Source organism: Bradyrhizobium sp. MI1.7 (assembly GCF_055811795.1).
The window spans coordinates 1-22,109 of the sequence record NZ_JBVVPO010000013.1 but is presented as its reverse complement, the minus strand read 5'-3'; the positions used below and the strand labels follow the sequence as shown (position 1 = coordinate 22,109).

The following is a 22,109-nucleotide window of genomic DNA, read 5'->3' as shown; positions in this document are numbered from 1 at the left end:
CCCGCGGGGCGTCGCCCCGGCGGCCCCCTACTCCGCGCCAAAAAAACCCCCGGGGGGGGGGGGGGGGGGCGCGGCCGCGCCGCGGCGGGGGGGGGGGGGGGGGGGGGCCCCCACTTCAGTGGCGACACCGAGGCTCGCGATGTCCTTGGCGAGATGCTCGGCCGCGGCCTTGCAGTCGGCGGCAAAAGCCGGATCCGCAGAGATCGACTTGATCCGCAACAGCGAGAACAGACGCTCCAGGCTGTTGTCAAAATCCTTGTCGATGTGATCGAGCACCGATTGAAGCTGCGCATTGGCCATGGTCGTATTCCTGACTTTTGAGTCTCAAGAGGTACCGGGTTTTAGCGCTGCCGCAGCCTCGGAGCCAGCCGCAACCGGCGGATGCCGGATGTGCCATGCGAGGCTACCCGCAAGAATGGCGGTCGCGACAAGGTTATTGCCCCAGGCCTGGATGACATTGGGAAACCACGGCAGCGACAGCAGCATGAGGATGCCGGCGGCGCCCAGCGCGAGCCAGGTTCCCAGCCGCACGTTCGGTCGCGCGTCGAAGGCGGCGCGATGCATCAGCACCGTCATCGGGAAGAACAGCCACATGAAGTAGTATTGCCGCGCCAGCGGCGATGCCACCGTCATCAGGCAGAACAGGATGCCGAGCTCCTCCGCATCCGAGCGCGCCGTTCGCCGCGCTTGCGACGGCATCACCGCGAGGAAGCCGAGCCCGAGCAACGCCGATAACGCCAGCACGATCAAGTTCGCCGTCTTGTAGTCGACGTCGATGACATTCATCGTGCGCGGTGGCTTGCTGGGATCTTCCTGATTGTAGTTGATCGGGCGGACCAGGCGATGCGTGACGGCAATCAGCGACTGGTTGACCCACGACCAGTTCTGCTCGTCGCGCTGGCCAAAGCCCTTTTCCGAGCTCGTGCCGACCATGCCCTGATACCAGGTCTTGAGCTCGGCCGCGTTGCGCTCGAAGCCGCGGATCGGTGCAGGCACGACATAGAGAAGGATGCCGGTGAAAGCGACCGTCGCGACGGTGGCCGCCCACTTCCTGCGCCAGATCAGATAGGGCAGCACCGCGATCGGAAACACCTTGATGGCGGTGGCGAGCGCGAACAGGAAGCCTGCGAGCCAGGAGCGCTGATGCTGCAACGACCAGAAGCCCCACAGCATCATCGCCAGCAGCACGAGGTTCGGCTGGCCGAGGTCGAACATGTCGAACACGAAGGTCACGGTGACGATGGCCGGCAGCGCTTCGAGCCACGGGCCGGGCCTGCGGCCCGATCCCGTCATGGCATTGGAGAAGTTGCCCGTGTACCACCATGCCACCACGTTCAGGATCGACAGCACGACATAGAGCGGGATCTTGCCGAACCAGCTCGGGATCGCCAGCAGGATCGCCGGCAGCGGTGGATAGATGAATTCGAAATACTCGCCGATCTCGTCGGGATAGAGCGACCCGCCGTGCAGCACCTGCTGTCCGGCCCAGTACCACAGCCCATAATCCTTGGTCTTGCCGTGGCCGAATATCTCGGGAACGAGCACGTCGGCGGTCAGGAGGACGCAGCAGATCAGGAAGAGCAGATCGAGCGGCGCACGTAGCGACAAGGCTCTGTGCGGGCCAAGTTTGTCTGATAGATTCGGTGATGTCACATTATGTCCCGTCGGCAACAAATAGCACGTAGCAGACCGACGGACGCTTGGAGAACCCCCCTCACCTGAATTTATGGTGTTCGGCCTCGCCCGGCGTGCGGGGCAATCGCATCTAAACACTCGCGAGATCTCGTCATGCCCGGGATTGTCCCGCCTGCGCGGCCGAAGCCGCTTCGGCGAGGCGAAGGCCCGGGCATCCAGGTTCTTAGAGCTGCAAGTAAGGCGTGGATGGCCGGGACAAGCCCGGCCATGACGCTGTGGAGGCTTGGTGCCTCAAACCTGGCTTCTCTGCCTAACGACGCAGCAGCCCGCCGAGCGCGCCTCGCACCAGGGTGCGGCCGATCGAGCCACCGAGCTGGCCGGCGACCGATTTGCCGAGATTGGCCGCCATCCCCCCGATCACCTGGTTGGTGACCGATCGCGTCACGTCGCGCGCAATGACCTGGCCCGCCGACAGGCGGCCGCGCTTGACGTTGGTGCCGAAGATGGTGCCGACCATCGAGCCGATCTGGCCGAGAATGCCGCCGCCACCTCCGTCGGCCGCACCGGCATCGGCAGTCGCAGCCGTGCCGGCAATCCGCTTCTGGATCATCTCGTAGGCAGATTCGGCATCGACAGCGGTGTCGTATTTGCCCTTCACCGGGCTCGCATCCATGATCGCCTTGCGCTCTTCCGGCGTGATCGATCCGATGCGGGCCGATGGCGGCCGGATCATGACACGCTCGACCATCGTCGGCGTGCCGTTGCCTTCGAGGAAGGACACCAGCGCCTCGCCCTTGCCGAGCTCCATGATCACCTTGGCGGTGTCGAGCTTCGGGTTGGGCCGGAAGGTCTGGGCCGCTGCGGCGACCGCTTTCTGGTCGCGCGGGGTGAAGGCACGCAGCGCATGCTGCACACGGTTGCCCAATTGCCCGAGCACGCGGTCGGGCACGTCGACGGGGTTTTGCGTCACGAAATAGACGCCGACGCCCTTGGACCGGATCAAACGCACCACCTGCTCGATCTTGTCCATCAACGCCTTCGGCGCATCGTTGAACAACAGATGTGCCTCGTCGAAGAAGAACACCAGCTTCGGCTTCGGCAGGTCGCCGGCCTCGGGCAGCTCTTCGAACAATTCTGACAGCATCCACAGCAGGAATGTCGCGTAAAGCCGTGGACTCTGCAGCAGCTTGTCGGCAACAAGGATGTTGACCATGCCGCGGCCGTCGCGGTCGGTCTTCATGAAGTCCTTCAGCGTCAGCGCCGGCTCACCGAAGAATTTGGTGCCGCCCTGGTTCTCGAGCACCAGAAGCTGGCGCCGGATGGTGCCGACGGTGGCCTTGGTGACGTTGCCAAAACCCTGGGCCTCCTTCTTGATGTCGGCAAGCGGGCTTTCCTCGGCGTCCGCCCCCTTCTTGCCGGCATCCGGCACGATGGCATCGAGCAGCGCGCGCAGATCCTTCATGTCGATGAGGGTCAGCCCGTTGTCGTCGGCGACGCGGAAGGCGACGTTGAGCACTCCTTCCTGCACGTCGTTCAGGTCGAGCATGCGCGCGAGCAGAAGCGGCCCCATCTCCGTGACGGTCGCCCGCACCGGATGGCCCTGTTCGCCGAACACGTCCCAGAACACCGTCGAGAACTGGTCGGGCTGGAACGTCAGCCCCATCTCGGTGGCACGCTTGACAATGAAATCCTTGGCCTCGCCGACCTCGGAGATGCCGGAGAGGTCGCCCTTGATGTCGGATGCGAAGACCGGAACGCCGGCGCGCGCAAATCCTTCCGCCATGACTTGCAGCGATACCGTCTTACCGGTCCCGGTTGCACCCGTGACGAGGCCGTGTCGATTGGCAAGCGCCAGCGTCAGCCATGCCTGCTCGTCTCCCTTGCCGACGAAGATCTTGTCGTCGGTGTCGCCGAGCTTGCTGTCCTGTGCGGTCATGCTTCTCTCTGATCTCTCTGCCGTGTTTCGCCTATTGAAACTCGAATGCACCTGCTCCGTAGTTTAACGCATGTCGCGTGCGGATTAAAACCGTTCAACGCGCCCCGAGCATGCGACATTGTCGGAAACATACCGCCGACATCAGCCGAAAGTAGGAATGACGCGTTCGCACCGCGGCAATTTTTCGCTGAATCCATCTCCGCTCTTGCATCGTTGCAACACTTTTCGCGCCTTCGAGAGTGAATCGGAACCTTGCGTACGTTCATCGCTTGTATTTCACATCGCTCCGGATCAAGATCATTTCGGAAGCAATACTCGGGCATGCAAACCGGCTGAGGGGCGGGCCTTATGGACGAGCTGATCGGGCGGCTGGCGTCGAACGCCAGCATAGATGGTGCTGTGGCTGAAAAGACCGTCGGCATTATCCTGGGCTTCCTCCGCAGCGAAGGTCCTTCCGAGAACGTCGAAGCGCTGATCGATCAGATTCCCGGTGCAGAAGCGGCGATAGAAGCGTCCAGGAGCGGCGGCGGACTGTCGCGGCTGATGGGCGGCGGCCTGATGGCCGTCGGCACGCGCCTGATGGGCCTGGGACTTGGCATGTCCGAGATTCAGAACGTTGCCCGTGAACTTTTCCGCTACGGCCGAGACAAAATCGGAGCGGATCAGATGGGCAAGATCATCGCGGGGACGCCGGGCCTCAGCCAGTTCGCCTGAGCGACGCTTTTCATATCGAGCATCATGACATATCCGATCTCCGAGATTGAGGGCCTGCCAGCCTTTGCCGCCAACAAATTGAAGGCGCAAGGAATCCGCACGACCGACGCGCTGCTCGAGGCGGCCTCGACCGTGAAGGGTCGCAAGGCGCTCGCCGCCAAGACCGGCATCAGCGAGCAGCAGTTGCTGGAATGGGCCAACGTCTCCGACTACATGCGCATTCCCGGGATGGGCCGGGCCAAGGTCGGCCTCGTCCGCGCCGCCGGCGTCACCACCGTGCGCGAGCTCGCTTATCGGAATCCGGCACGGCTGGCCCAGAGCATGCGGGAAGCCAACGTGAAGAAGAAGCTCGTCCGCATCCTGCCCTCGGAAAAATCGGTCGGCGACATCATCGCCAAGGCGAAGAAGCTGCCGCCGAAGATCACGTATTAGGGCATCTCCCTCGGCATACGACCTGCCGCGTTAGCTCTCGGTGTCATACCCGCGAAGGCGGGGTATCCAGTACGCCGCGGCTCCTCCGTATCACCGCACGGCCTCGGAATACTGGATTGCCCGCTTTCGCGGGCAATGACAGCGGAGGCGATCGATGCTCCGCGAACACATCGACATTCGCCACCTCCCACCTTGAATCCCCCCTCCCCGACCGCTAAAGCGGGCCGCATGAATGCCTCGCCCTCCCCATCCGTCCCGCCGGCCGGCTCGGCCGGGCCCGACGTGCTGCGGACGCTGCTGGAGCGGCCGATTCCGGCAGTGATGGGCGTGCTCAACGTCACCCCGGATTCCTTCTCCGACGGCGGCGAGTTTATCGCGCCCGAGCTGGCGCTTGCGCGGGCGCGGGCGATGATCGAGGCCGGCGTCGACATCATCGACATCGGCGCCGAGTCCACCCGGCCCTACACGGGCGCCCGGCCGGTGACGGCCGCGGACGAGCTGGCCCGGCTGAAGCCGGTGCTGTCAGGCGTGGTGGCGCTGGGCGTCCCCGTGTCGATCGACAGCATGAAGGCTGAAGTCGTAGCCTTTGCGCTCGACCAAGGCGCTGCGATCGCCAACGACGTCTGGGGCCTGCAGCGCGACACCGGCATGGCACAGCTCATCGCCGCGCGCGGCGTCCCCGTCATCGTCATGCACAACCGCGAGGCCGTCGATTCCGCCATCGACATCGTCACGGACATGAAAGCGTTCTTCCTGCGCTCGCTCGATATCGCCGCCAAGGCCGGCATCGCGCGCGACAAGATCGTACTCGATCCCGGCATCGGCTTCGGCAAGACGGCCGAGCAGAGCATGACCGCGCTGGCGCGGCTGCGCGAATTCGACATGTTCGGCCTGCCGATCCTCGTTGGTGCCTCGCGAAAACGCTTCATCGCCTCGGTGTCGCCCTCGGAGCCGAAGGAACGGCTCGCCGGCTCGATCGCTGCGCATCTGATCGCCGCACAGCGCGGCGCCAAAATCATCCGCACGCATGACGTCGCCGAGACCTTGCAGGCCCTGCGGGTCGCGAATGCAATCGAGAGCAAGCAATGACCGATACGATCTTCGTCACCGGCCTGTCGATCCACGCCCGCCACGGCGTGATGGATCACGAGACCGAAGTCGGCCAGCGCTTCGTCATCGATCTCGAGCTCTATACCGATTTGTCGGAGCCGTCGCGCAGCGACCGGCTCGCCGATACGGTGTCCTATGCCGAAGTCGTGGCGACCACGACGGCGGCGTTCAAGAACACCAACTACAAGCTCCTGGAGCGGGCGGCCGGCGCGGTCGCCGATGCCATCCTGTCGCACTTCCCGCGCATCCGCGCCGTGAAGATCACCGTGCACAAGCCGCATGCGCCGATCGCCGCGATCTTCGACGACGTCGGCATCATGCTGACGCGCTCGCGGCATCCTTGATATGGCGAGCGTGCTGATCGCACTCGGCGGCAATGTCGGCGATGTCCGCGCGACGTTCCGGAAGGCGATCTCGCACATCTGCGGCATGGCGCAAGCCGCGCTGATCGCGCGCTCCTCGGACTATGCGACGCCGCCCTGGGGCGACGAGGACCAGGATCCCTTCATCAATGCCTGCGTCGAGATCGAAACCAGCCTCGATCCGCATGCGCTCCTGTTCGTGATGCATAAGGTCGAGCAGAAATTCGGCCGCACACGGAACAAGGAGAGGCAATGGGGCCCGCGCACGCTCGATCTCGACATGATCGCCTATGACGATGTCAGCTTGCAGAAACCCGACCTGACCTTGCCGCATCCGCGCTTGTTCGAGCGCGCCTTCGTGCTGGTGCCGCTGGCCGAAATCGCGCCCGACCGCGTGATCTCAGGCATTCGTGTGCGTGACGGGCTTGCCAGCGTCTCGACGCAAGGCATTGAGCGGCTTCCGGATACCGGTTAACCAAAAACAACCGTTTGCAGCGACGGCCGGCCGTGGCAATTTCGCCCGCGAACAACAAGATTTTTGGGAGCCCTTGGCCGTATGACCTCCGTGACTGACGACCTGCCGCTGGCGGCGGATTTCCCCAAGGCCACGGTCGACGACTGGCGCAAGCTGGTCGACGGCGTGCTGAAGGGCGCGCCGTTCGAGAAGCTGGTCGGCAAGACTTATGACGGCCTCAAGATCGACCCTCTCTATCCGCGCGCCCGGGGCGTTGCGCCCGTGGTGGGACGGCCTGCCGCCGCGCCGTGGCAGATCATGCAGCGGATCGACCATCCCGATGCGGCGCTCGCGAATGCGCAGGCGCTGACCGATCTCGAAAATGGCGCGACGGGTCTCGCGCTGGTGTTCGCCGGCGGCAGTGGCGCTCACGGGTTCGGGCTGGAACCTTCGGCCGATGCGGTCGCAAAGGTCTTCAAGGATATTCATCTCGATGCCGGCATCGGCATCGAGCTCCAGATCGGTCCGCAATCGCGGATGGCGGCGATCCATGTCGCGGAATATGTGAAGAGCAACGGCCTCGATCCCGCCGCCTGCAACATCCGCTTCGGGCTCGATCCGCTTGCGGCCGGCGCGGTGTGGGGTCACAGCCCCTACACATGGGACGAGATCGTTCCGGCCGTCACCGGCGCCATCAAGGGGCTCGCCGCGCTCGGCTTCAAGGGACCGTTCGCGTCCGCCGACGGGCGCGTGATCCACGATGCCGGCGGCTCCGAGGTGCAGGAGCTCGCGTTCGTGCTCGCCTGCGGCGTCGCCTATCTGCGCGCGATCGAGGGCGCCGGCGTTCCGCTGGAGCAGGCGCAGGACATGATCTATGCGCGGCTCTCTGCGGATGCCGACCAGTTTTTGACAATGGCAAAATTCCGTGCACTGCGGCTGCTGTGGGCGCGCATCGAGACGGCGTGCGGGCTGACGCCGAAGCCGCTGTTCATTGCCGCCGATACGGCCTGGCGCATGCTGGCGCAGCGCGATCCTTACGTGAACATGCTGCGCGCGACCATCGCGACATTCGCGGCCGGGCTCGCCGGCGCCAATGCAATCACCGTGCTGCCGCATACGCTGGCGCTCGGGCTGCCTGATCCATTCGCGCGGCGCGTGGCGCGCAATACGCAAGCCCTGCTGCTGGAAGAAAGCAACCTCGCCAAGGTCAGCGATCCCGCCGCCGGCGCGGGCGGCATCGAGACATTGACCGCACAGCTTTGCGACGCCGCCTGGGTGCTGTTCCAGGACAGCGAGAAAGCCGGCGGCGCCTTCGCCGCGCTTCAGCAAGGTCTGTTCCAGAGCAAGGTCGCGGCCGCGCGAAAGGCGCGCGACGCCAACATCGCAAAGCGCCGCGACGTGCTGACAGGCGCCAGCGAGTTTCCCAACCTGCATGAGCGCGAGACGGCGGTGCTGACGGCGACGCCGGTCAAGCTCGCTCCCTACGGCGAGCAGAAATACAAGTTCGATGCGCTGCCGCCGATCCGGCTGGCGGAACCGTTCGAGGCGTTGCGCGACAAATCCGATGCGGCGCTGAAGGCGCGCGGTGCGCGGCCAAAGGTGTTTCTGGCCAATCTCGGCACGCCCGCCGATTTCACGGCGCGGGCGACCTTTGCCAAGAGCTTGTTCGAGGCCGGCGGCATCCAGGCCGTCGACAGCGAGGGCTTTGCCGATCCGGCCAAATTGGCCGCCGCATTCAAGGCCTCCGGCGCCGAGCTCGCCTGTCTTTGTTCCAGCGACAAGGTCTATCCGGAACACGCCGACGCCGCGGCGAAGGCCCTGCAAACGGCCGGCGCGCGACTTATCTATCTGGCAGGCCGTCCGACCGATGCCGAGGCGGCGCTCCGTGCGGCCGGCGTCACGGGTTTTGTCTTCGCCGGAGGCGATGCGCTTGCGACACTGCAAGACGCCTACCGACGGATGGAGCAGGCATGAGCGAGGCGGGCAAACCAGTTTTCACCGGCGGCTGCCAATGCGGCGCGGTGCGCTTTGCGATTTCGGCAACCCCCAACCGGGTTTCGATCTGCCATTGCCGGATGTGCCAGAAGGCGAGCGGCGCGCCGTTCGCGTCCTTCGCCGACATCAACCGGACGGATTTCGCCTGGAGCAAGGGGCAGCCGGCGTTCTTCCGCTCCTCCTCGATCGCTGATCGCGGCTATTGCGCCGCCTGCGGCACGCCGCTGAGCTTTGGCCGCATCGACGGCGACCGGATCGAGATCATGACCGGCGCCTTCGACCGGCCCGACCAGTTGGTGCCGACGCGCCAATACGGAACTGAATCCCGCCTCGGCTGGGTGGTCGGAATCTCCAATTTGCCGAGCCAGACCACGCAACAGAATTACGGACCGGAGAAGATGGCGACCATCGTCAGCCATCAGCATCCGGATCATGATTGAGCGTTTATGATATGGTTGAAACCATGAGCCGCATTCCTGATTTCGCCGACGTCGCCTTCGAGCGAGCCGCGACCGCCGCGCCGACCGGCAGCGCCGAGCCGTGGCTGACGCCCGAGGGCATTCTGGTGAAGCCTGCCTACGGCGAGGCCGATCTCGCCGGGCTCGATTTCCTCGAGACCTATCCGGGCATCGCGCCCTACCTGCGCGGCCCTTACCCGACCATGTATGTCAATCAGCCCTGGACCGTCCGGCAATATGCCGGCTTCTCCACGGCGGAGGATTCCAACGCATTCTACCGCCGCAACCTCGCGGCCGGACAGAAGGGCCTCTCGGTCGCCTTCGACCTCGCCACCCATCGCGGCTATGACAGCGACCATCCGCGCGTCGGCGGCGACGTCGGCATGGCCGGTGTTGCCATCGATTCCATCTACGACATGCGCACGCTGTTCGCAGGCATTCCGCTCGACCAGATGAGCGTGTCCATGACCATGAACGGCGCGGTGCTGCCGATCCTCGCGCTATATGTGGCCGCCGCCGGCGAACAGGGCGTGCCGCCGGAAAAGCTCTCGGGCACCATTCAGAACGACATTCTGAAAGAGTTCATGGTGCGCAACACCTATATCTATCCGCCCGCGCCCTCGATGCGGATCATCTCGGACATCTTCGCCTATACCTCCACGAAGATGCCGAAATACAATTCGATCTCGATCTCCGGCTATCACATGCAGGAGGCCGGCGCGACGCAGGACCTCGAGCTCGCCTACACGCTCGCCGACGGCGTCGAATATCTCCGTGCCGGTCTTGCCGCGGGCCTGGATGTCGACCGCTTCGCGCCGCGCCTGTCGTTCTTCTGGGCGATCGGCATGAACTTCTTCATGGAAGTCGCCAAGATGCGCGCCGCGCGCCTGCTCTGGGCGAAGCTGTTGAAGCCCTTTAACCCGAAGGATCCGCGCTCGCTCTCGCTGCGCACGCATTGCCAGACCTCGGGCTGGTCCCTGACCGCGCAGGACGTGTTCAACAATGTGATGCGCACGACGGTGGAGGCGATGGCGGCGACGCAAGGCCACACCCAGTCGCTCCACACCAACGCGCTCGACGAGGCCTTGGCGCTGCCGACCGACTTCTCGGCGCGCATCGCCCGCAACACCCAGCTCTTCCTGCAGCAGGAGAGCGGCACCACCCGCATCATCGATCCCTGGGGCGGCTCCTATTATGTCGAGCGGCTGACGCGCGATCTCGCGGCGAAGGCGTGGGGCCACATCCAGGAGGTCGAGGAGCTCGGCGGCATGGCCAAGGCCATCGAGGCCGGCGTGCCAAAGCTGCGCATCGAGGAGGCCTCGGCCAAGACGCAAGCCCGGATCGATGCCGGCAAGCAGGCGGTGATCGGTGTCAACAAGTACAAGCCGACGGATGAGGCTCCCATCGACATCCTCAAGGTCGACAACACCAATGTCCGCCGCCTCCAGATCGACAAGCTGACGCGGCTGAAATCCGAGCGCAACCAGACCGACGTCGACGCGGCGCTTGCCGCGCTGACGCGCTCGGCCGGCGAAGGCAACGGCAATCTGCTCGCACTCGCGATCGACGCGGCACGGGCGAAGGCGACCGTCGGCGAAATCTCGGACGCGATGGAAAAGGTGTTCGGCCGGCACCGCGCCGAGATCAGGTCCATCACCGGCGTCTACAAGCGGGAGGCGTCCAGCATGGGTAACCAGGTCGAGAAGGTTCAGGCGCTGATCGACACCTTCGAGGAGGCGGAAGGCCGCCGGCCGCGAATCCTGGTCGCCAAGATCGGCCAGGACGGCCACGACCGCGGCCAGAAGGTGATTGCCTCGGCCTTCGCCGACATCGGCTTCGACGTCGACATCGGGCCGCTGTTTGCCACGGCGGATGAAGCTGCGCGGCAGGCGGTCGAGAACGACGTGCACATCCTCGGCGTCTCCTCGCTCGCCGCCGCCCATCTCACCGCAGTGCCTGAACTCAAGGCCGCGCTGAAGAAACAGGGCCGCGACGACATCATGATCATCGTCGGCGGCGTGGTGCCGCCGCAGGATTACGACGCGCTCTATGCGGCCGGCGCCGAAGCCATCTTCCCGCCGGGCACGGTGATCGCGGAAGCCGCCGAGGAGCTGATCCGCAAGCTGAATGCCCGGCTCGGGCATAGCGAGGCGGCGGAGTAGATGGTACGCTGGCCGCATCACCGGCCGGATTGTCTCCATGACACGTGATGAGCTCATCGCTGCGATACGCCAGAACGCTGATGCCATCAAAGCCAAGGGCGTCTCGAAGCTCGCCATCCTCGGCTGTCGGGCCGGCGACGATTATCACCCGCACAGCGACATCGATGTCCTGGTCGAGGTCGAACCGGAGGCCTCTTTCTCGCTGCTCAACCTGATCGACGTCGAGCAGATCATCGAGGATGCAACCGGCCTGCAGGCGCAGGCGACCGTCCGGCGCTCCGCCTCCCCCCACTCTGCGCAGCAGATCGCAGACGACATCCTCGAAATATTCTGACGCTCACGTAAGGAGCATTCCCCTTGAAGTTCATGATCGGTTTGAGCGTCGCCGTGGCGCTTAGCGCAACGTGCGTGATCTCCGCCCTCGCCGCGGACCCCAAGCCCGACGCCGTCATCAAGACCAAGAGCATCGACGCCCGCATCTTCCTCGACGACAGGATCAAGGCGGATGCAACGCTGGCGGCGGATTGCCTGGCCGAAGGCAGGAAGTGGCTCGACAAGAACGCGGCCGAGGCCGCCGCCTCGCGCAAGGAAGATCCGCAGTTCTTCAAGGAGGGCGGCTGGGATTTCGAACGCAAATATGCGATCCGCTCCGTGGTCGGCGATCGCTATGTCAGCGTCCTGCGCAACGACTACATGGACACTCATGGCGCGCATCCCAATTCGGACGTGAACACGATCCTGTGGGACAAGAGCGAGCACAAGCGCATCTCGATCCGCCCGTTCTTCACCGAGACCGCCGACAACGGGGCAACCATGAAGGCGATGGTGAAGGCCGTGATCGCTTCGCTGAGAGTCGAGAAGAAGAAGCGCGACACCAGCGAGACCGCGACCGACGAGTGGTTCAAGAGCGTCGAGCCGAGCCTGCTCAAGATCGGCGCGGTGACGCTCGCGCCGTCAACCGAAGCGGGCAAGAGTTCCGGGCTCACCTTCCACTATCCGCCTTACGCGGTCGGCCCCTACGCCGAGGGCGAATATGTCGCCTTCGTGCCGTGGGAAACGCTGAAGACCTATCTCACGGCGGAAGGCATACGCATCTTCGGCGGCGCGCGGCCGAAGGGCGACGCCGAGGAGCCGCAGTGATGATGTTTTGAGCAGCGACACATTGCTCACAGCGCTGTGGTAGCGCTACCTTGCAGCGGCGCCGCAAAGCCGACTAGAATGCCTTCATTGACAAGAGCGCCCGGTGTCACGGGCGCCGCTGGGAGGCATTGATGTCCAAGATTTCGCGCCGCACTTTTGCGGCCTCTTCCGCCGCGATTGCCGCATCCGCCGCATTCGGTCTCACACCCGCGCGCGCACAGGCGTATCCGGCCCGGCCGGTCACCGTGATCGTGCCCTGGGGCGCCGGTGGCGGCACCGACGCGACTGCGCGCATTGTCGCAGCCCTGCTGGAAAAGGATCTCGGCCAGCCCTTCAACGTCGTCAACCGCACCGGCGGTTCGGGCGTGGTCGGCCATAGCGCGATCGCGACCGCACAGCCGGCGGCTACACGATCGGCATGCTCACCGTCGAAATCTCGATGATGCACTGGCAGGGCCTCACCGAGCTGACGCCGAAGAGCTACACGCCGCTGGCGCTGATGAACGAGGACCCGCCCGGCATCCAGGTCTCCTCCTCCTCGCCCTACAAGACCGTCAAGGAGCTCGCCGAAGCCATCAAGGCGGCGCCCCCCGGCAAGTTCAAGGCGTCGGGCACCGGCCAGGGCGGCATCTGGCATCTCGCGCTGGTCGGCTGGATGCAGGCGATGGGCCTGCCCGCCAACCAGGTCGCCTGGGTGCCGTCGAATGGCGCTGCGCCCGCGATGCAGGATCTCGCCGCCGGCGGCCTCGACCTCACGACGTGCTCGGTGCCGGAGGCGCGCGCCATCATCGAGGCGGGCAAGGCAAGGAGCCTTGCCATCATGGCGCCGGCGCGCAACCCGATCTTCAAGGACGTGCCGACGCTGAAGGAGGCGATGGGCATCGACTACGCAACCGGCGCCTGGCGCGGCATCGGCGCACCGAAGAACCTGCCGCCGGAGATCGCAACGAAGCTCACCGCAGCGCTGAAGAAGGTCTACGACTCCGCCGAGTTCAAGGACTTCATGAGCAACCGCGGCTTCGGCACGGTGTGGGGCGATGCCGGTCAGTTCGCAAGCTTCATGGACAAGGGCGACGCCCAGATGGGCGAGGCGATGAAGGCCGCCGGCCTGAGCAAGGCGTGATCCGCACCTGCGATGCTCTGATCGCCTCTCACCGCTTGCGGGGAGAGGCCGGAATTCGCGCGAAGCGCGGATTCCGGGTGAGGGGGACTCTCCACAAGTCCAATTCTCACCTTCCCCGCGGAGAGCCCCCCTCACCCCAACCCTCTCCCCGCGCGCGGGGAGAGGGAGAATACCTCGCATAGGATTCTCACATGCGTCTTCCCGACTCCGTCACGGGATCGTTTCTCGTCGTGCTCGGCGCGGCGGCTGCCTATGGCGGCTGGATCCTGCCGCCGGTGCCGGGGCAGCCGGTCGGCCCCAACGTATTTCCGCTCGTGATCGGTATCGGGCTCGCGCTGTGCGGGCTCGCGATCGTGTTCGGCATCGGCCATTCCTTCGAGGAGGAGGAAGAGCTGATCCCACTGGAAGACGGCCAAGCCGCCGCACCGCCGCCGCAGAGCAAGCTCTACGGCCTGCGCGCCCTGCTGCCGCCGGCGCTGCTGCTGTTCTACGTCGCCGCCGCCGACCGGCTCGGCTTCATCATCACCGCGGCAATCATGGTCTACGTCACCTCGACCGCGCTCGGGGCGAAGTGGAAGCTGGCGCTGCCGCTCGCGGCGCTGTCGCCGTTCGGCATCCACCTCATCTTCGGCAAGCTGCTGCGCGTGCCGCTCCCCGCCGGCCTGCTGCCGACGCCCTGGTGATCCCATGCTGAAAACCCTGATTGAAGCATTCGCGCTGATCTCCACCTGGGAGGTCATCATCGCGATGTTCGCAGCCTCCGTGTACGGCCTCGTGATCGGCTCGCTGCCCGGCCTGTCGGCGACGATGGCGACCGCCCTGCTCGTCCCCGTCACCTTCTACCTCTCGCCGATCGCGGCGATCGCAACCATTGTCGCGGCCTCCTCGATGGCGATCTTCTCGGGCGACATCCCCGGCGCGCTGCTGCGCATTCCCGGCACCCCCGCCTCGGCCGCCTATGCCGACGAGGCCTACGCCATGACGCGCAAGGGCCAGGCCGAGCTGGCGCTGGGGGCCGGCGTCTGGTTCTCCGCCATCGGCGGCATCGCCGGCGTGCTGTCGCTGATGATCCTGGCGCCGCCGCTCGCCGAGATCGCGCTGTCGTTCTCGACCTTCGAATATTTCTGGCTGGCGCTGCTCGGCCTGATGTGCGCCACTTTGGTCGCGCGCTCCTCGCCGGTGAAGGCGATCGCGGGCATGTTCCTCGGCCTGCTGGTGTCCTGCATCGGCATCGAGAATCCCGGCGGCGTGCCGCGCTTCACCTTCGGCATCACCGATTTGTTCGGCGGCATCGAGCCGATCCCGGCGCTGGTCGGCGTGTTCGCGGTGGCACAGGTGATGCGCGCGATGCTGACGCCCGAGCCGCCGCCGCTGCCGCGGCGAAAATTCGGAAGCATCATGGCCGGCCAGTGGAAGCTGACCAAGAAGTATCACTGGCAGATGACGCGTGGAAACATCATCGGCATCATCATCGGCGTGCTGCCCGGCGCTGGCGCCGACATGGCCGCCTGGGTCTCCTACGCGATGTCGAAACGCTTCTCCAAGGAGCCGGAGAAATTCGGCACCGGCCATGTCGAGGGCCTGGTCGAGGCCGGCGCCAGCAACAACGCCAGCATCGCCTCGGGCTGGGTGCCGTCGCTGCTGTTCGGCATTCCCGGTGACACCATCGCCGCGATCGCGATCGGCGTACTCTACATGAAGGGGCTCAATCCCGGCCCGACGCTGTTCACCGAGAAGGCGTCGAGCATGTACGCGATCTACCTGATGTTCATCATCGCGAACATCGTGATGATCCCGCTCGGCATCGCCATGATCCGGATCGCCGCCTACATCCTGCTGGCGCCGCGCTCCGCCATCATGCCGATCATCATGCTGTGCTGCGCGGTCGGCTCGTTCGCGATCGGCAACAACATGTTCGGCGTCGTCACCGTCGCCGCCTTCGGCATCATCGGCTATGTCATGGAGGCGAACGGCTATCCGGTGGCCGCGATGGTGCTCGGCATCGTCATGGGCACCATGGTCGAGCAGGCCTTCGTGACGTCGCTGATCAAGTCCGACGGCAGTATCCTGCCGTTCTTCGAGCGACCCGTCGCGGCGATCCTCGCCGCCATGGCGATCGGCGCGCTGCTCTGGCCGGTGCTGGTGTGGGTCTGGCGCAAGGTGAAGCCGGTGCAGACAGCGGCGGCAACGACTCGGTGATATCGGGCGAGCGGCCCTCGCCTGCCTCGGCGGGGCGTTGTAAAGCAGGGCATGACTGAGAAGAAGGCCTCGCTGGACATCAAGACCCTCGCCCGCGACTTGCGCGCCGGCAGTCGCGCGGCGCTCGCCCGGGCGATCACCCTGGCGGAGAGCCGGCGCGGCGACCATCAGGCGCTGGCGCGCGAGCTGGTGCAGATGCTGCTGCCCGACACCGGCAAGGCGGTTCGCGTCGGCATCACCGGCTCGCCCGGCGTCGGCAAGTCCACCACCATCGACGTGCTCGGGACGTACCTGATCGAACAGGGTAACAAGGTCGCGGTGCTCGCGGTCGATCCGTCCTCGGCGCGCAGCGGCGGCTCGATCCTTGGTGACAAGACGCGGATGGCGCGGCTGTCAGCCTCCAATGACGCCTTCATCCGTCCCTCCCCATCGTCAGGCACGCTCGGCGGCGTCGCCGCCAAGACGCGCGAGGCCATGCTGTTGTGCGAGGCCGCCGGCTTCGACGTCGTGCTGGTCGAGACCGTCGGCATCGGCCAGTCCGAGACCGCAGTCTGCGACATGACCGACTTCTTCCTCGCGCTGATGCTGCCGGGCGGCGGCGACGAGCTGCAAGGCATCAAGAAGGGTCTGGTCGAGCTCGCCGATATGATCGCGATCAACAAGGCCGACGGCGACAACCTCAAGCGCGCCAACATCACCGCCGCCGACTATCGCGGCGCGCTGCATATTTTGGCGCCGCGATCCGAGCATTGGCACCCGCCGGTCGAGACCTATTCGGCGCTGACCGGCGACGGGATCGCAAAACTCTGGCAGAAGGTTCTGGATCACCGCAAGGCGATGAACGCGTCCGGCGATTTCGCCGCACGGCGGCGCGAGCAGCAGGTGAAATGGATGTGGTCGATGCTGGAGCAGCGCATGCTGGCGCGGCTGCGCAGCGAGGCGTCGGTGCGGACCAAGGTCAGGAAGATCGAGGCTGAGGTGGCCGAAGGCCATCTCACGCCGGCACTCGCCGCCGAGCAGATTTTGGAGTTGCTGCAATGAGCGAAAAGCTCCGCATTCTCCTCACCGGGTTCGGACCGTTTCCCGGCGCGCCCTATAACCCGACCCAGCCACTGGTCGCGCGGCTGGCGCAATTGCGCCGTCCGGCGCTCGACGATGTCGCGCTCGCGAGCCACATCTTCCCGGTCACCTATGCCGCGGTCGACCGGCAATTGCCTGATGTGCTCGCGAAGGAACAGCCCGACGCGCTGCTGATGCTCGGCCTCGCCGCGCGTACGCCTTACCTCCGCATCGAGACCCGCGCACGCAACGCCGTCACCATGCTCTGGCCCGATGCCGCCAACACCCGCTCCAGCAAGCGCGGCATCGCCGGCCATGCGGACGCGATGACGTTCGGTCCGCACACGGCAAGGCTGCTGCGCGCCGCGCGCCTCACCGGCATCGACGCGCGCGCCTCGCGCGATGCCGGCGCCTATCTCTGCAATTATCTGAGCTGGCGCGCGATCGAGAATGTGAGGGCGGGCGGACCGCAGCTTGCGGCGTTCATCCACATTCCCCTGCTCGCCCGCAGCGGCGCGGTGCGGCGCAAGGGCGCAGCCCGGATTACGCTGGAGGAGCTGGTGGACGCGGGGGAAGCGATGCTGATGGAGCTGGTGGGGCTGGCAAGGAAGCAGCGGAACACTCAGATTTCGTAGGGTGGCAAAGGCGCGTCGCGCCGTGCCCACCATACATCCGCATTCGTGTAACAATGGTGGGCACGCTTCCGCCTTCGCTCTTCGAGCTACGGCGGACAAGTCGCTTTGCCCACCCTACGGCACCGTCTTTGCGGTAAACATTTAACCCTACCGCGAACAATCCTCACCGCCCCAGCCACCCTGCGCTACCTAGTCGGTCGCGGACCTCCCGCGTCCGCCGAAGGATGCGTCATGGACCTCAATCGCCGTCATCTCATCGGAGCTTCGACCGCAGGCATCGCGGGCGCCCTCGCCATGCCGGCCGACGCCGCGCGCGCGGCGCCGCTGACGTCCCTGCTCGGCCGCGATGCCACGCAATACGGCGTGCGGCCCGGCAGCAGCGAGGACCAGACCCGCGTGCTCCAGCGCGCCATCGACGACGCTGCGCGGGCACAGATGCCGCTGGCGCTGCCACCCGGCATCTACCGCAGCGGATTGCTGCGGTTGCCGAATGGCGCCCAGCTGATCGGCGTGCGCGGCGCGACAAAAATCATCTTCACCGGCGGGGCCGCAGCGATCCAGAGCGACGGGTCGGACTCGATCGGCCTGACCGGCCTCATCTTCGACGGCGGCGGCATCCCGCTGCCGACGCGGCGCGGACTGATCCATGTCCTCGGCGGGCGTGACGTCCGCATCACCGATTGCGAGATCACCGGCTCCGGCGGCAGCGGCATCTGGCTCGAGCAGGTGTCCGGCGACATCTCGGGCAACATCTTCACCAACATCGCGGTGACGGCAGTCGTCTCGTTCGACGCCAAGGGCCTCAGCGTGTCCCGCAACACCATCATCGGCACCAACGACAACGGCATCGAGATCCTGCGCACCGCAATCGGCGACGACGGCACGCTGGTCACTGACAACCGCATCGAGGACATCAAGGCCGGCCCCGGCGGCTCGGGCCAGTACGGCAACGCCATCAACGCGTTTCGCGCCGGCAACGTGATCGTGCGCGGCAATCGCATCAGGAACTGCGATTACTCGGCGGTGCGCGGCAATTCGGCGTCGAACATCCACATATCAGGCAACAGCGTCAGCGACGTGCGCGAGGTCGCGCTCTATTCGGAGTTCGCGTTCGAGGCCGCGATGATCGCCAACAACACGGTCGATGGTGCCGCCGTCGGCGTCTCCGTCTGCAATTTCAACGAAGGCGGCCGCATCGCGGTGGTCCAGGGCAACATCATCCGCAATCTGATCCCGAAGCGGCCGATCGGCACCGCCCCCGACGACGATGCCGGTGTGGGCATCTACATCGAGGCTGACAGCTCCGTGACCGGCAATGTGATCGAGAACGCGCCGTCCTATGGCATCGTCGCCGGCTGGGGCAAATATCTGCGCGACGTCGCGATCACGGGCAATGTGATCCGCAAGGCGCTGGCCGGCGTCGGCGTCTCCGTGGTGTCCGGCGCAGGCACCGCGCTCGTCAACAACAACATGATCTCGGAAACCCCGCGCGGCGCCGTGGTTGGGCTCGATCACGCCCGTGCAGTGACGTCGGATCTGTCGGCCGACGGCGCACAGCGCTTTGCGCAGCTGGTGGTCGGCGGCAATGCGGTGCGGCGGTAGCTGCCGCCCTCATCCCGGCGCCCAAACGCTAGAACGCGTTCCTCAGCAGCGGGTACTTCGCTTGCAGGCCGTCGAGGCTGAAGGTGAATTCGACGACGCGCTCGGGTGCGGCGACGATTTCGGCGGCGGGCGGGGCGAACTGCGGCAGAAGCGTTGCCATTGCAGCAGGCGTGGCGGGGGGCGCCTTCACGGCAGGTGCGGTGAACGCCGCCTTCACGGCAGGCGTGGTGAACGCCGCCATTGCGGCAGGCGCGGCGACCGGCGACCTCACGGCGGGTGCGGTGAGTGGCGCCCGCGCAGCGGGAGCCTTGAGCGGCGCGACAGCGGCCGGCGCAGTGAACAATGCCATCGCAGCAGGCGTCGCTCGCGGCACGAGCGGGGCTTCGGTGATTTCGGCAAGGACCTCCGGCTTGGCTGCGAGCCTGACCGGGACGGTGGTCTCCGCGGCGATGCGGACGGCCTTCGGCTGCACGGTCTGCGCCTGTTGGTCGCGCGGAAACACGCGGGGCATGGTCGCCGGCGACCAGCCGAATACGGGCGAGACACTCGCGGCCGCCGCGGCCACGTCAGCACCGGTCGCGAGAGCGCGCCAGGTCTGGACGGCGCGCTTGGCTTCCTGGATGTTTTCGAGGAATGCGATCTCGGAGTGATAGCGGCGCCACCGTCCGGTCTCGAACATTTCGGAGAGATGTTCCAGCCGCTGCTCGGCGAGAGCGCACCAGCGTGCCGCAATGTCGCGGCCACGCGCCACGTCGCGAACAGCCTCTTGGCGATGTGTCATAAACCAGCCCGTTGGGAGAAAAATACGGACGCGACGCAACGCACACGAATCAATTTAGACGCGACATGAATATTTTGTGGAAAAGTTTTGACTTGTCCAGCAACGACACGCCGGTCGTCGTCAATCACCGTAGTCGTGCGGACAATTGCTGTGTTTTCGAGTCAAGCTTCGCACAAGCATAACCGGCCTGCGGGGCGACTCGCGGACGCCGACAAGGGGCGCCGCCACGTTCGTTCAACCGGAAGCTGATCGCGCCGAGCGGTTCAAGAAATCAGACGCCTGAAAAGAAAAGACCCGTCCGGGGGGACAACCGGACGGGTCGAGCCATATGGGCGCTTGGGGTGGATGGGCGCTCGCGCCTGATATGACTTATGGGGAGGGATGACCGCTCCCACATAATTTGGTCGTGGCAGCCGGCTGAACGTTCAATGCGGCGTTCGATTTCTTGGCCCTCGCACCGCGCGCAAAGTTGTCGCAGCCGCTATCGCGTCGCCGGCCTATCCGCCTGAGAAATCGTGGATTTATCGCCTGCGCTCGACAGCGAGGGTTGTTCGATCGCGCGGACGCCAGGCTCGTCGCGACGCTTCTCGGCATCTTCACGTTTTGTTGTACCCGACGCAGCCGCAACAGGCGTCGCGTTGTCGACGGGAACGGCCATCACCGCGGCAAACGCGTCGGCCTCACCGTCGCCGAAGAGATCATCACGGCCGGGTGAACCGAGGTCGCGCGCTGTCTTCGCCAGCGTCATGCGCAGCGCCTCCGGCTTGAGCGTGTAATTGCGCTCAAGCAGCAGCGCGGCGACGCCCGAGACATAGGCGGCCGAGAACGAGGTCCCCGAGGTCATCTGGTACTTGCCGTCCGGCGCGGGAAGGAAGATGTCGACGCCAGGCGCCGCCAGCGCGATGTAATTGCCGCGGTTGGACGCCGAGAACAGCTTGTCCTGCTGGTCGGTCGCGCTGACCGCGATCACGTTGGGATTGGCGGCCGGATAGAGCGGCGGCGATTTCGCGCCGGCATTGCCGGCGGCCGCGATCAGCACCAGCCCGCGGGCGGCGGCCGCCGCGATGGCGCGCTCGATCACGGCGTCCTTCGGACCGGCAAAGCTCATATTGACGATCTGCGCGCCGTGCTCGGCGGCGTAATTCAGCGAGCGCAGGACGATGTAGGACGAGCTCTGGGCTCCACCCGTCGAGCCGCCAAAGGCGCGGATGGCGATGATGCGCGCTTCGGGCGCGCTGCCCATCAGCTTGGCATGCGCCACGATGGCACCGGCAATGCCGGTGCCATGGACATGCGGGCCCTCGGCGCTGCCGAGCGCATCAAAGTTGTCGGCGATGGAATGGGCGAGCTCGGGATGTTGGGCGTCGATGCCGGAGTCGATCACGGCAACCGTCACGTTGGCGCCGTGCGCCAGCGTATGCGCTTGCGGCAGGCGAAGCCTGGCCAGCGCGTATTGCGCGGGATCGCCCTCGGTAGGCACCGACGATTTCTGATCCTGGAGCACGTAGCGGAAGTTCGGCTGGACCGAGCGCACGCTGCCGTCGGCGGCGAACTCACGCCGCACCGTCTCGGAAGGCCGGCCGTCCGTGATGCGGAACAGGCCGAACGTCGCCCCGATCAGCGGGAAATTCTCGGATGAGACACGCGTCAGGCCGTGGCGACGCGCAAGCTCGTCGGCTTCGGTCGCCGACAGCGCGCCGTCGATCTCGGCCACGAATTCGTTGGCGAAGGTGCGCAAGTCGACGGCGGCCGGCGTGCTGTTGCCCCGCCCCTTGCCGGCGCTCTTCTTGCCCGATTTGCCCGTGCCATCGCCGCCTGCGCCCGGCTGCGCCAGGCATTCGCCGTCGGCGTCGCGATAGGGGGCGGTGCAGGCGGGGTACAGGTTCGGCGAATAGCGCGCATAGGGCAGCACCGGTCTCATCCGCGCCGTGGTGGTGGTACGCGGGATAGCAGGGATAGAACGCGGGCCGGGGCCGACGCCGACAGCCCGCGCACCGACACCGGGGCTGACGCGCGCGGCGATGCTGGGAGAGATGGTCGGGGTGCGCGTGGGGACGCTGATCGTCGGCGTGCGCATGATCGCCTGCGCCTGCGCAACCTCGACGCCGAGACCGGCGAGCAGGAGTGCAGCTCCGACCGATGAAGCGTAGGCCCCGGCTCGCGACTTACTCTCGGACTTGCGCGTCATCGGTGCAGCGGGGGGGGGGGGGGGCGCCCCCCCCCGGGGGGGGGGCGCCCCCCGCCCCCCCCCCCCCCGCCGCCGGCGGGGGGGGGGGCCCCCCCCCCCCCGGGGTAGTAGGGGACGGGGGACA

At 66.0% G+C, this 22,109-nt stretch carries 19 protein-coding genes and 2 pseudogenes; 16 read left to right on the top strand and 5 right to left on the bottom strand.

Annotated features, from left to right (window positions below):
- Positions 1 to 110: 110 nt before the first annotated feature.
- From AC0L3X_RS14755 to AC0L3X_RS14745, 3 genes and pseudogenes are all read right to left on the bottom strand, one after another.
- A pseudogene (locus tag AC0L3X_RS14755) lies at positions 111 to 300 on the bottom strand (hypothetical protein); the annotation flags it as partial.
- A gap of 24 nt (positions 301 to 324) precedes the next feature.
- Positions 325 to 1,608 (bottom strand): glycosyltransferase family 87 protein, encoded by a 1,284-nt coding sequence (locus AC0L3X_RS14750; protein ID WP_187387766.1) that lies wholly within the window; start codon positions 1,606 to 1,608, stop codon positions 325 to 327.
- Positions 1,609 to 1,945: 337 nt separating this feature from the next.
- Positions 1,946 to 3,571, bottom strand: a complete 1,626-nt coding sequence (locus AC0L3X_RS14745; RefSeq protein WP_473316495.1) for a helicase HerA-like domain-containing protein — start codon at positions 3,569 to 3,571, stop codon at positions 1,946 to 1,948.
- A 348-nt stretch (positions 3,572 to 3,919) separates the two neighbouring features.
- On the opposite strand from AC0L3X_RS14745, the gene AC0L3X_RS14740 reads away from it, so the two are divergent.
- The 16 genes and pseudogenes from AC0L3X_RS14740 to AC0L3X_RS14665 all read left to right on the top strand — a co-directional run bounded on the left by AC0L3X_RS14740 (position 3,920) and on the right by AC0L3X_RS14665 (position 19,016).
- Entirely contained in the window at positions 3,920 to 4,285 is a 366-nt protein-coding gene (locus AC0L3X_RS14740) for a hypothetical protein (RefSeq protein ID WP_063984593.1), read from the top strand.
- 24 nt (positions 4,286 to 4,309) lie between these two features.
- On the top strand, positions 4,310 to 4,717 hold the full coding sequence (locus AC0L3X_RS14735) for a DUF4332 domain-containing protein (RefSeq protein WP_071915663.1): 408 nt from the start codon (positions 4,310 to 4,312) through the stop codon (positions 4,715 to 4,717).
- 228 nt (positions 4,718 to 4,945) lie between these two features.
- Positions 4,946 to 5,806 carry a dihydropteroate synthase gene (gene folP / locus AC0L3X_RS14730; protein ID WP_063984595.1) on the top strand — a complete coding sequence of 287 codons (861 nt, stop codon included), beginning with the start codon at positions 4,946 to 4,948 and terminating at the stop codon, positions 5,804 to 5,806.
- Complete coding sequence (gene folB, locus AC0L3X_RS14725) at positions 5,803 to 6,171, top strand: dihydroneopterin aldolase (RefSeq protein ID WP_008553485.1); 369 nt, start codon at positions 5,803 to 5,805, stop codon at positions 6,169 to 6,171. The genes folP and folB overlap by 4 nt, the downstream gene beginning before the upstream one ends.
- Position 6,172: 1 nt before the next feature.
- Positions 6,173 to 6,664 carry a 2-amino-4-hydroxy-6-hydroxymethyldihydropteridine diphosphokinase gene (gene folK / locus AC0L3X_RS14720; RefSeq protein ID WP_063984596.1) on the top strand — a complete coding sequence of 164 codons (492 nt, stop codon included), beginning with the start codon at positions 6,173 to 6,175 and terminating at the stop codon, positions 6,662 to 6,664.
- Between the two features lie 81 nt (positions 6,665 to 6,745).
- Complete coding sequence (locus AC0L3X_RS14715; protein WP_063984597.1) at positions 6,746 to 8,617, top strand: methylmalonyl-CoA mutase family protein; 1,872 nt, start codon at positions 6,746 to 6,748, stop codon at positions 8,615 to 8,617.
- Entirely contained in the window at positions 8,614 to 9,078 is a 465-nt protein-coding gene (locus AC0L3X_RS14710; protein WP_063984598.1) for a GFA family protein, read from the top strand. The genes AC0L3X_RS14715 and AC0L3X_RS14710 overlap by 4 nt, the downstream gene beginning before the upstream one ends.
- Positions 9,079 to 9,101: 23 nt before the next feature.
- Complete coding sequence (gene scpA / locus AC0L3X_RS14705) at positions 9,102 to 11,258, top strand: methylmalonyl-CoA mutase (RefSeq protein WP_063986551.1); 2,157 nt, start codon at positions 9,102 to 9,104, stop codon at positions 11,256 to 11,258.
- A gap of 37 nt (positions 11,259 to 11,295) precedes the next feature.
- Positions 11,296 to 11,592, top strand: coding sequence for a nucleotidyltransferase family protein (locus tag AC0L3X_RS14700; protein WP_063984599.1), 297 nt, complete (start codon positions 11,296 to 11,298; stop codon positions 11,590 to 11,592).
- Positions 11,593 to 11,624: 32 nt separating this feature from the next.
- Positions 11,625 to 12,398 carry an RsiV family protein gene (locus AC0L3X_RS14695; protein WP_063986552.1) on the top strand — a complete coding sequence of 258 codons (774 nt, stop codon included), beginning with the start codon at positions 11,625 to 11,627 and terminating at the stop codon, positions 12,396 to 12,398.
- Positions 12,399 to 12,529: 131 nt separating this feature from the next.
- Positions 12,530 to 13,521, top strand: a pseudogene (locus AC0L3X_RS14690) (tripartite tricarboxylate transporter substrate binding protein).
- Positions 13,522 to 13,712: 191 nt separating this feature from the next.
- Positions 13,713 to 14,204: a tripartite tricarboxylate transporter TctB family protein gene (locus tag AC0L3X_RS14685; protein ID WP_063984600.1), complete on the top strand. Its 492-nt coding sequence runs from the start codon at positions 13,713 to 13,715 to the stop codon at positions 14,202 to 14,204.
- Between the two features lie 4 nt (positions 14,205 to 14,208).
- The gene (locus AC0L3X_RS14680; RefSeq protein ID WP_063984601.1) at positions 14,209 to 15,720 is read left to right on the top strand and encodes a tripartite tricarboxylate transporter permease; all 1,512 of its coding nucleotides are present in this window, start codon (positions 14,209 to 14,211) and stop codon (positions 15,718 to 15,720) included.
- 51 nt (positions 15,721 to 15,771) lie between these two features.
- Positions 15,772 to 16,761: a methylmalonyl Co-A mutase-associated GTPase MeaB gene (gene meaB / locus AC0L3X_RS14675; RefSeq protein ID WP_063984602.1), complete on the top strand. Its 990-nt coding sequence runs from the start codon at positions 15,772 to 15,774 to the stop codon at positions 16,759 to 16,761.
- Positions 16,758 to 17,414 (top strand): pyroglutamyl-peptidase I, encoded by a 657-nt coding sequence (locus AC0L3X_RS14670; RefSeq protein ID WP_354131480.1) that lies wholly within the window; start codon positions 16,758 to 16,760, stop codon positions 17,412 to 17,414. Before meaB ends, AC0L3X_RS14670 begins: the two co-directional genes overlap by 4 nt.
- A gap of 231 nt (positions 17,415 to 17,645) precedes the next feature.
- Complete coding sequence (locus AC0L3X_RS14665) at positions 17,646 to 19,016, top strand: TIGR03808 family TAT-translocated repetitive protein (protein WP_063984604.1); 1,371 nt, start codon at positions 17,646 to 17,648, stop codon at positions 19,014 to 19,016.
- 28 nt (positions 19,017 to 19,044) lie between these two features.
- On the opposite strand, the gene AC0L3X_RS14660 is transcribed toward AC0L3X_RS14665, so the two are convergent.
- On the bottom strand, positions 19,045 to 19,767 hold the full coding sequence (locus AC0L3X_RS14660) for a TIGR03809 family protein (RefSeq protein WP_231145230.1): 723 nt from the start codon (positions 19,765 to 19,767) through the stop codon (positions 19,045 to 19,047).
- A gap of 511 nt (positions 19,768 to 20,278) precedes the next feature.
- On the bottom strand, positions 20,279 to 21,985 hold the full coding sequence (locus AC0L3X_RS14655) for a S8 family serine peptidase (protein WP_063984605.1): 1,707 nt from the start codon (positions 21,983 to 21,985) through the stop codon (positions 20,279 to 20,281).
- Positions 21,986 to 22,109 lie beyond the last annotated feature (124 nt).

Bases quoted from the DNA above. Each gene is read 5' to 3' on its own strand.
- AC0L3X_RS14745 (WP_473316495.1), bottom strand. From the start codon at position 3,571: ATGACCGCACAGGACAGCAAGCTCGGCGACACCGACGACAAGATCTTC.
- AC0L3X_RS14740 (WP_063984593.1), top strand. From the start codon at position 3,920: ATGGACGAGCTGATCGGGCGGCTGGCGTCGAACGCCAGCATAGATGGT.
- AC0L3X_RS14735 (WP_071915663.1), top strand. From the start codon at position 4,310: ATGACATATCCGATCTCCGAGATTGAGGGCCTGCCAGCCTTTGCCGCC.
- folP (WP_063984595.1), top strand. From the start codon at position 4,946: ATGAATGCCTCGCCCTCCCCATCCGTCCCGCCGGCCGGCTCGGCCGGG.
- folB (WP_008553485.1), top strand. From the start codon at position 5,803: ATGACCGATACGATCTTCGTCACCGGCCTGTCGATCCACGCCCGCCAC.
- folK (WP_063984596.1), top strand. From the start codon at position 6,173: ATGGCGAGCGTGCTGATCGCACTCGGCGGCAATGTCGGCGATGTCCGC.
- AC0L3X_RS14715 (WP_063984597.1), top strand. From the start codon at position 6,746: ATGACCTCCGTGACTGACGACCTGCCGCTGGCGGCGGATTTCCCCAAG.
- AC0L3X_RS14710 (WP_063984598.1), top strand. From the start codon at position 8,614: ATGAGCGAGGCGGGCAAACCAGTTTTCACCGGCGGCTGCCAATGCGGC.
- scpA (WP_063986551.1), top strand. From the start codon at position 9,102: ATGAGCCGCATTCCTGATTTCGCCGACGTCGCCTTCGAGCGAGCCGCG.
- AC0L3X_RS14700 (WP_063984599.1), top strand. From the start codon at position 11,296: ATGACACGTGATGAGCTCATCGCTGCGATACGCCAGAACGCTGATGCC.
- AC0L3X_RS14695 (WP_063986552.1), top strand. From the start codon at position 11,625: ATGATCGGTTTGAGCGTCGCCGTGGCGCTTAGCGCAACGTGCGTGATC.
- AC0L3X_RS14685 (WP_063984600.1), top strand. From the start codon at position 13,713: ATGCGTCTTCCCGACTCCGTCACGGGATCGTTTCTCGTCGTGCTCGGC.
- AC0L3X_RS14680 (WP_063984601.1), top strand. From the start codon at position 14,209: ATGCTGAAAACCCTGATTGAAGCATTCGCGCTGATCTCCACCTGGGAG.
- meaB (WP_063984602.1), top strand. From the start codon at position 15,772: ATGACTGAGAAGAAGGCCTCGCTGGACATCAAGACCCTCGCCCGCGAC.
- AC0L3X_RS14670 (WP_354131480.1), top strand. From the start codon at position 16,758: ATGAGCGAAAAGCTCCGCATTCTCCTCACCGGGTTCGGACCGTTTCCC.
- AC0L3X_RS14665 (WP_063984604.1), top strand. From the start codon at position 17,646: ATGGACCTCAATCGCCGTCATCTCATCGGAGCTTCGACCGCAGGCATC.
- AC0L3X_RS14655 (WP_063984605.1), bottom strand. From the start codon at position 21,985: ATGACGCGCAAGTCCGAGAGTAAGTCGCGAGCCGGGGCCTACGCTTCA.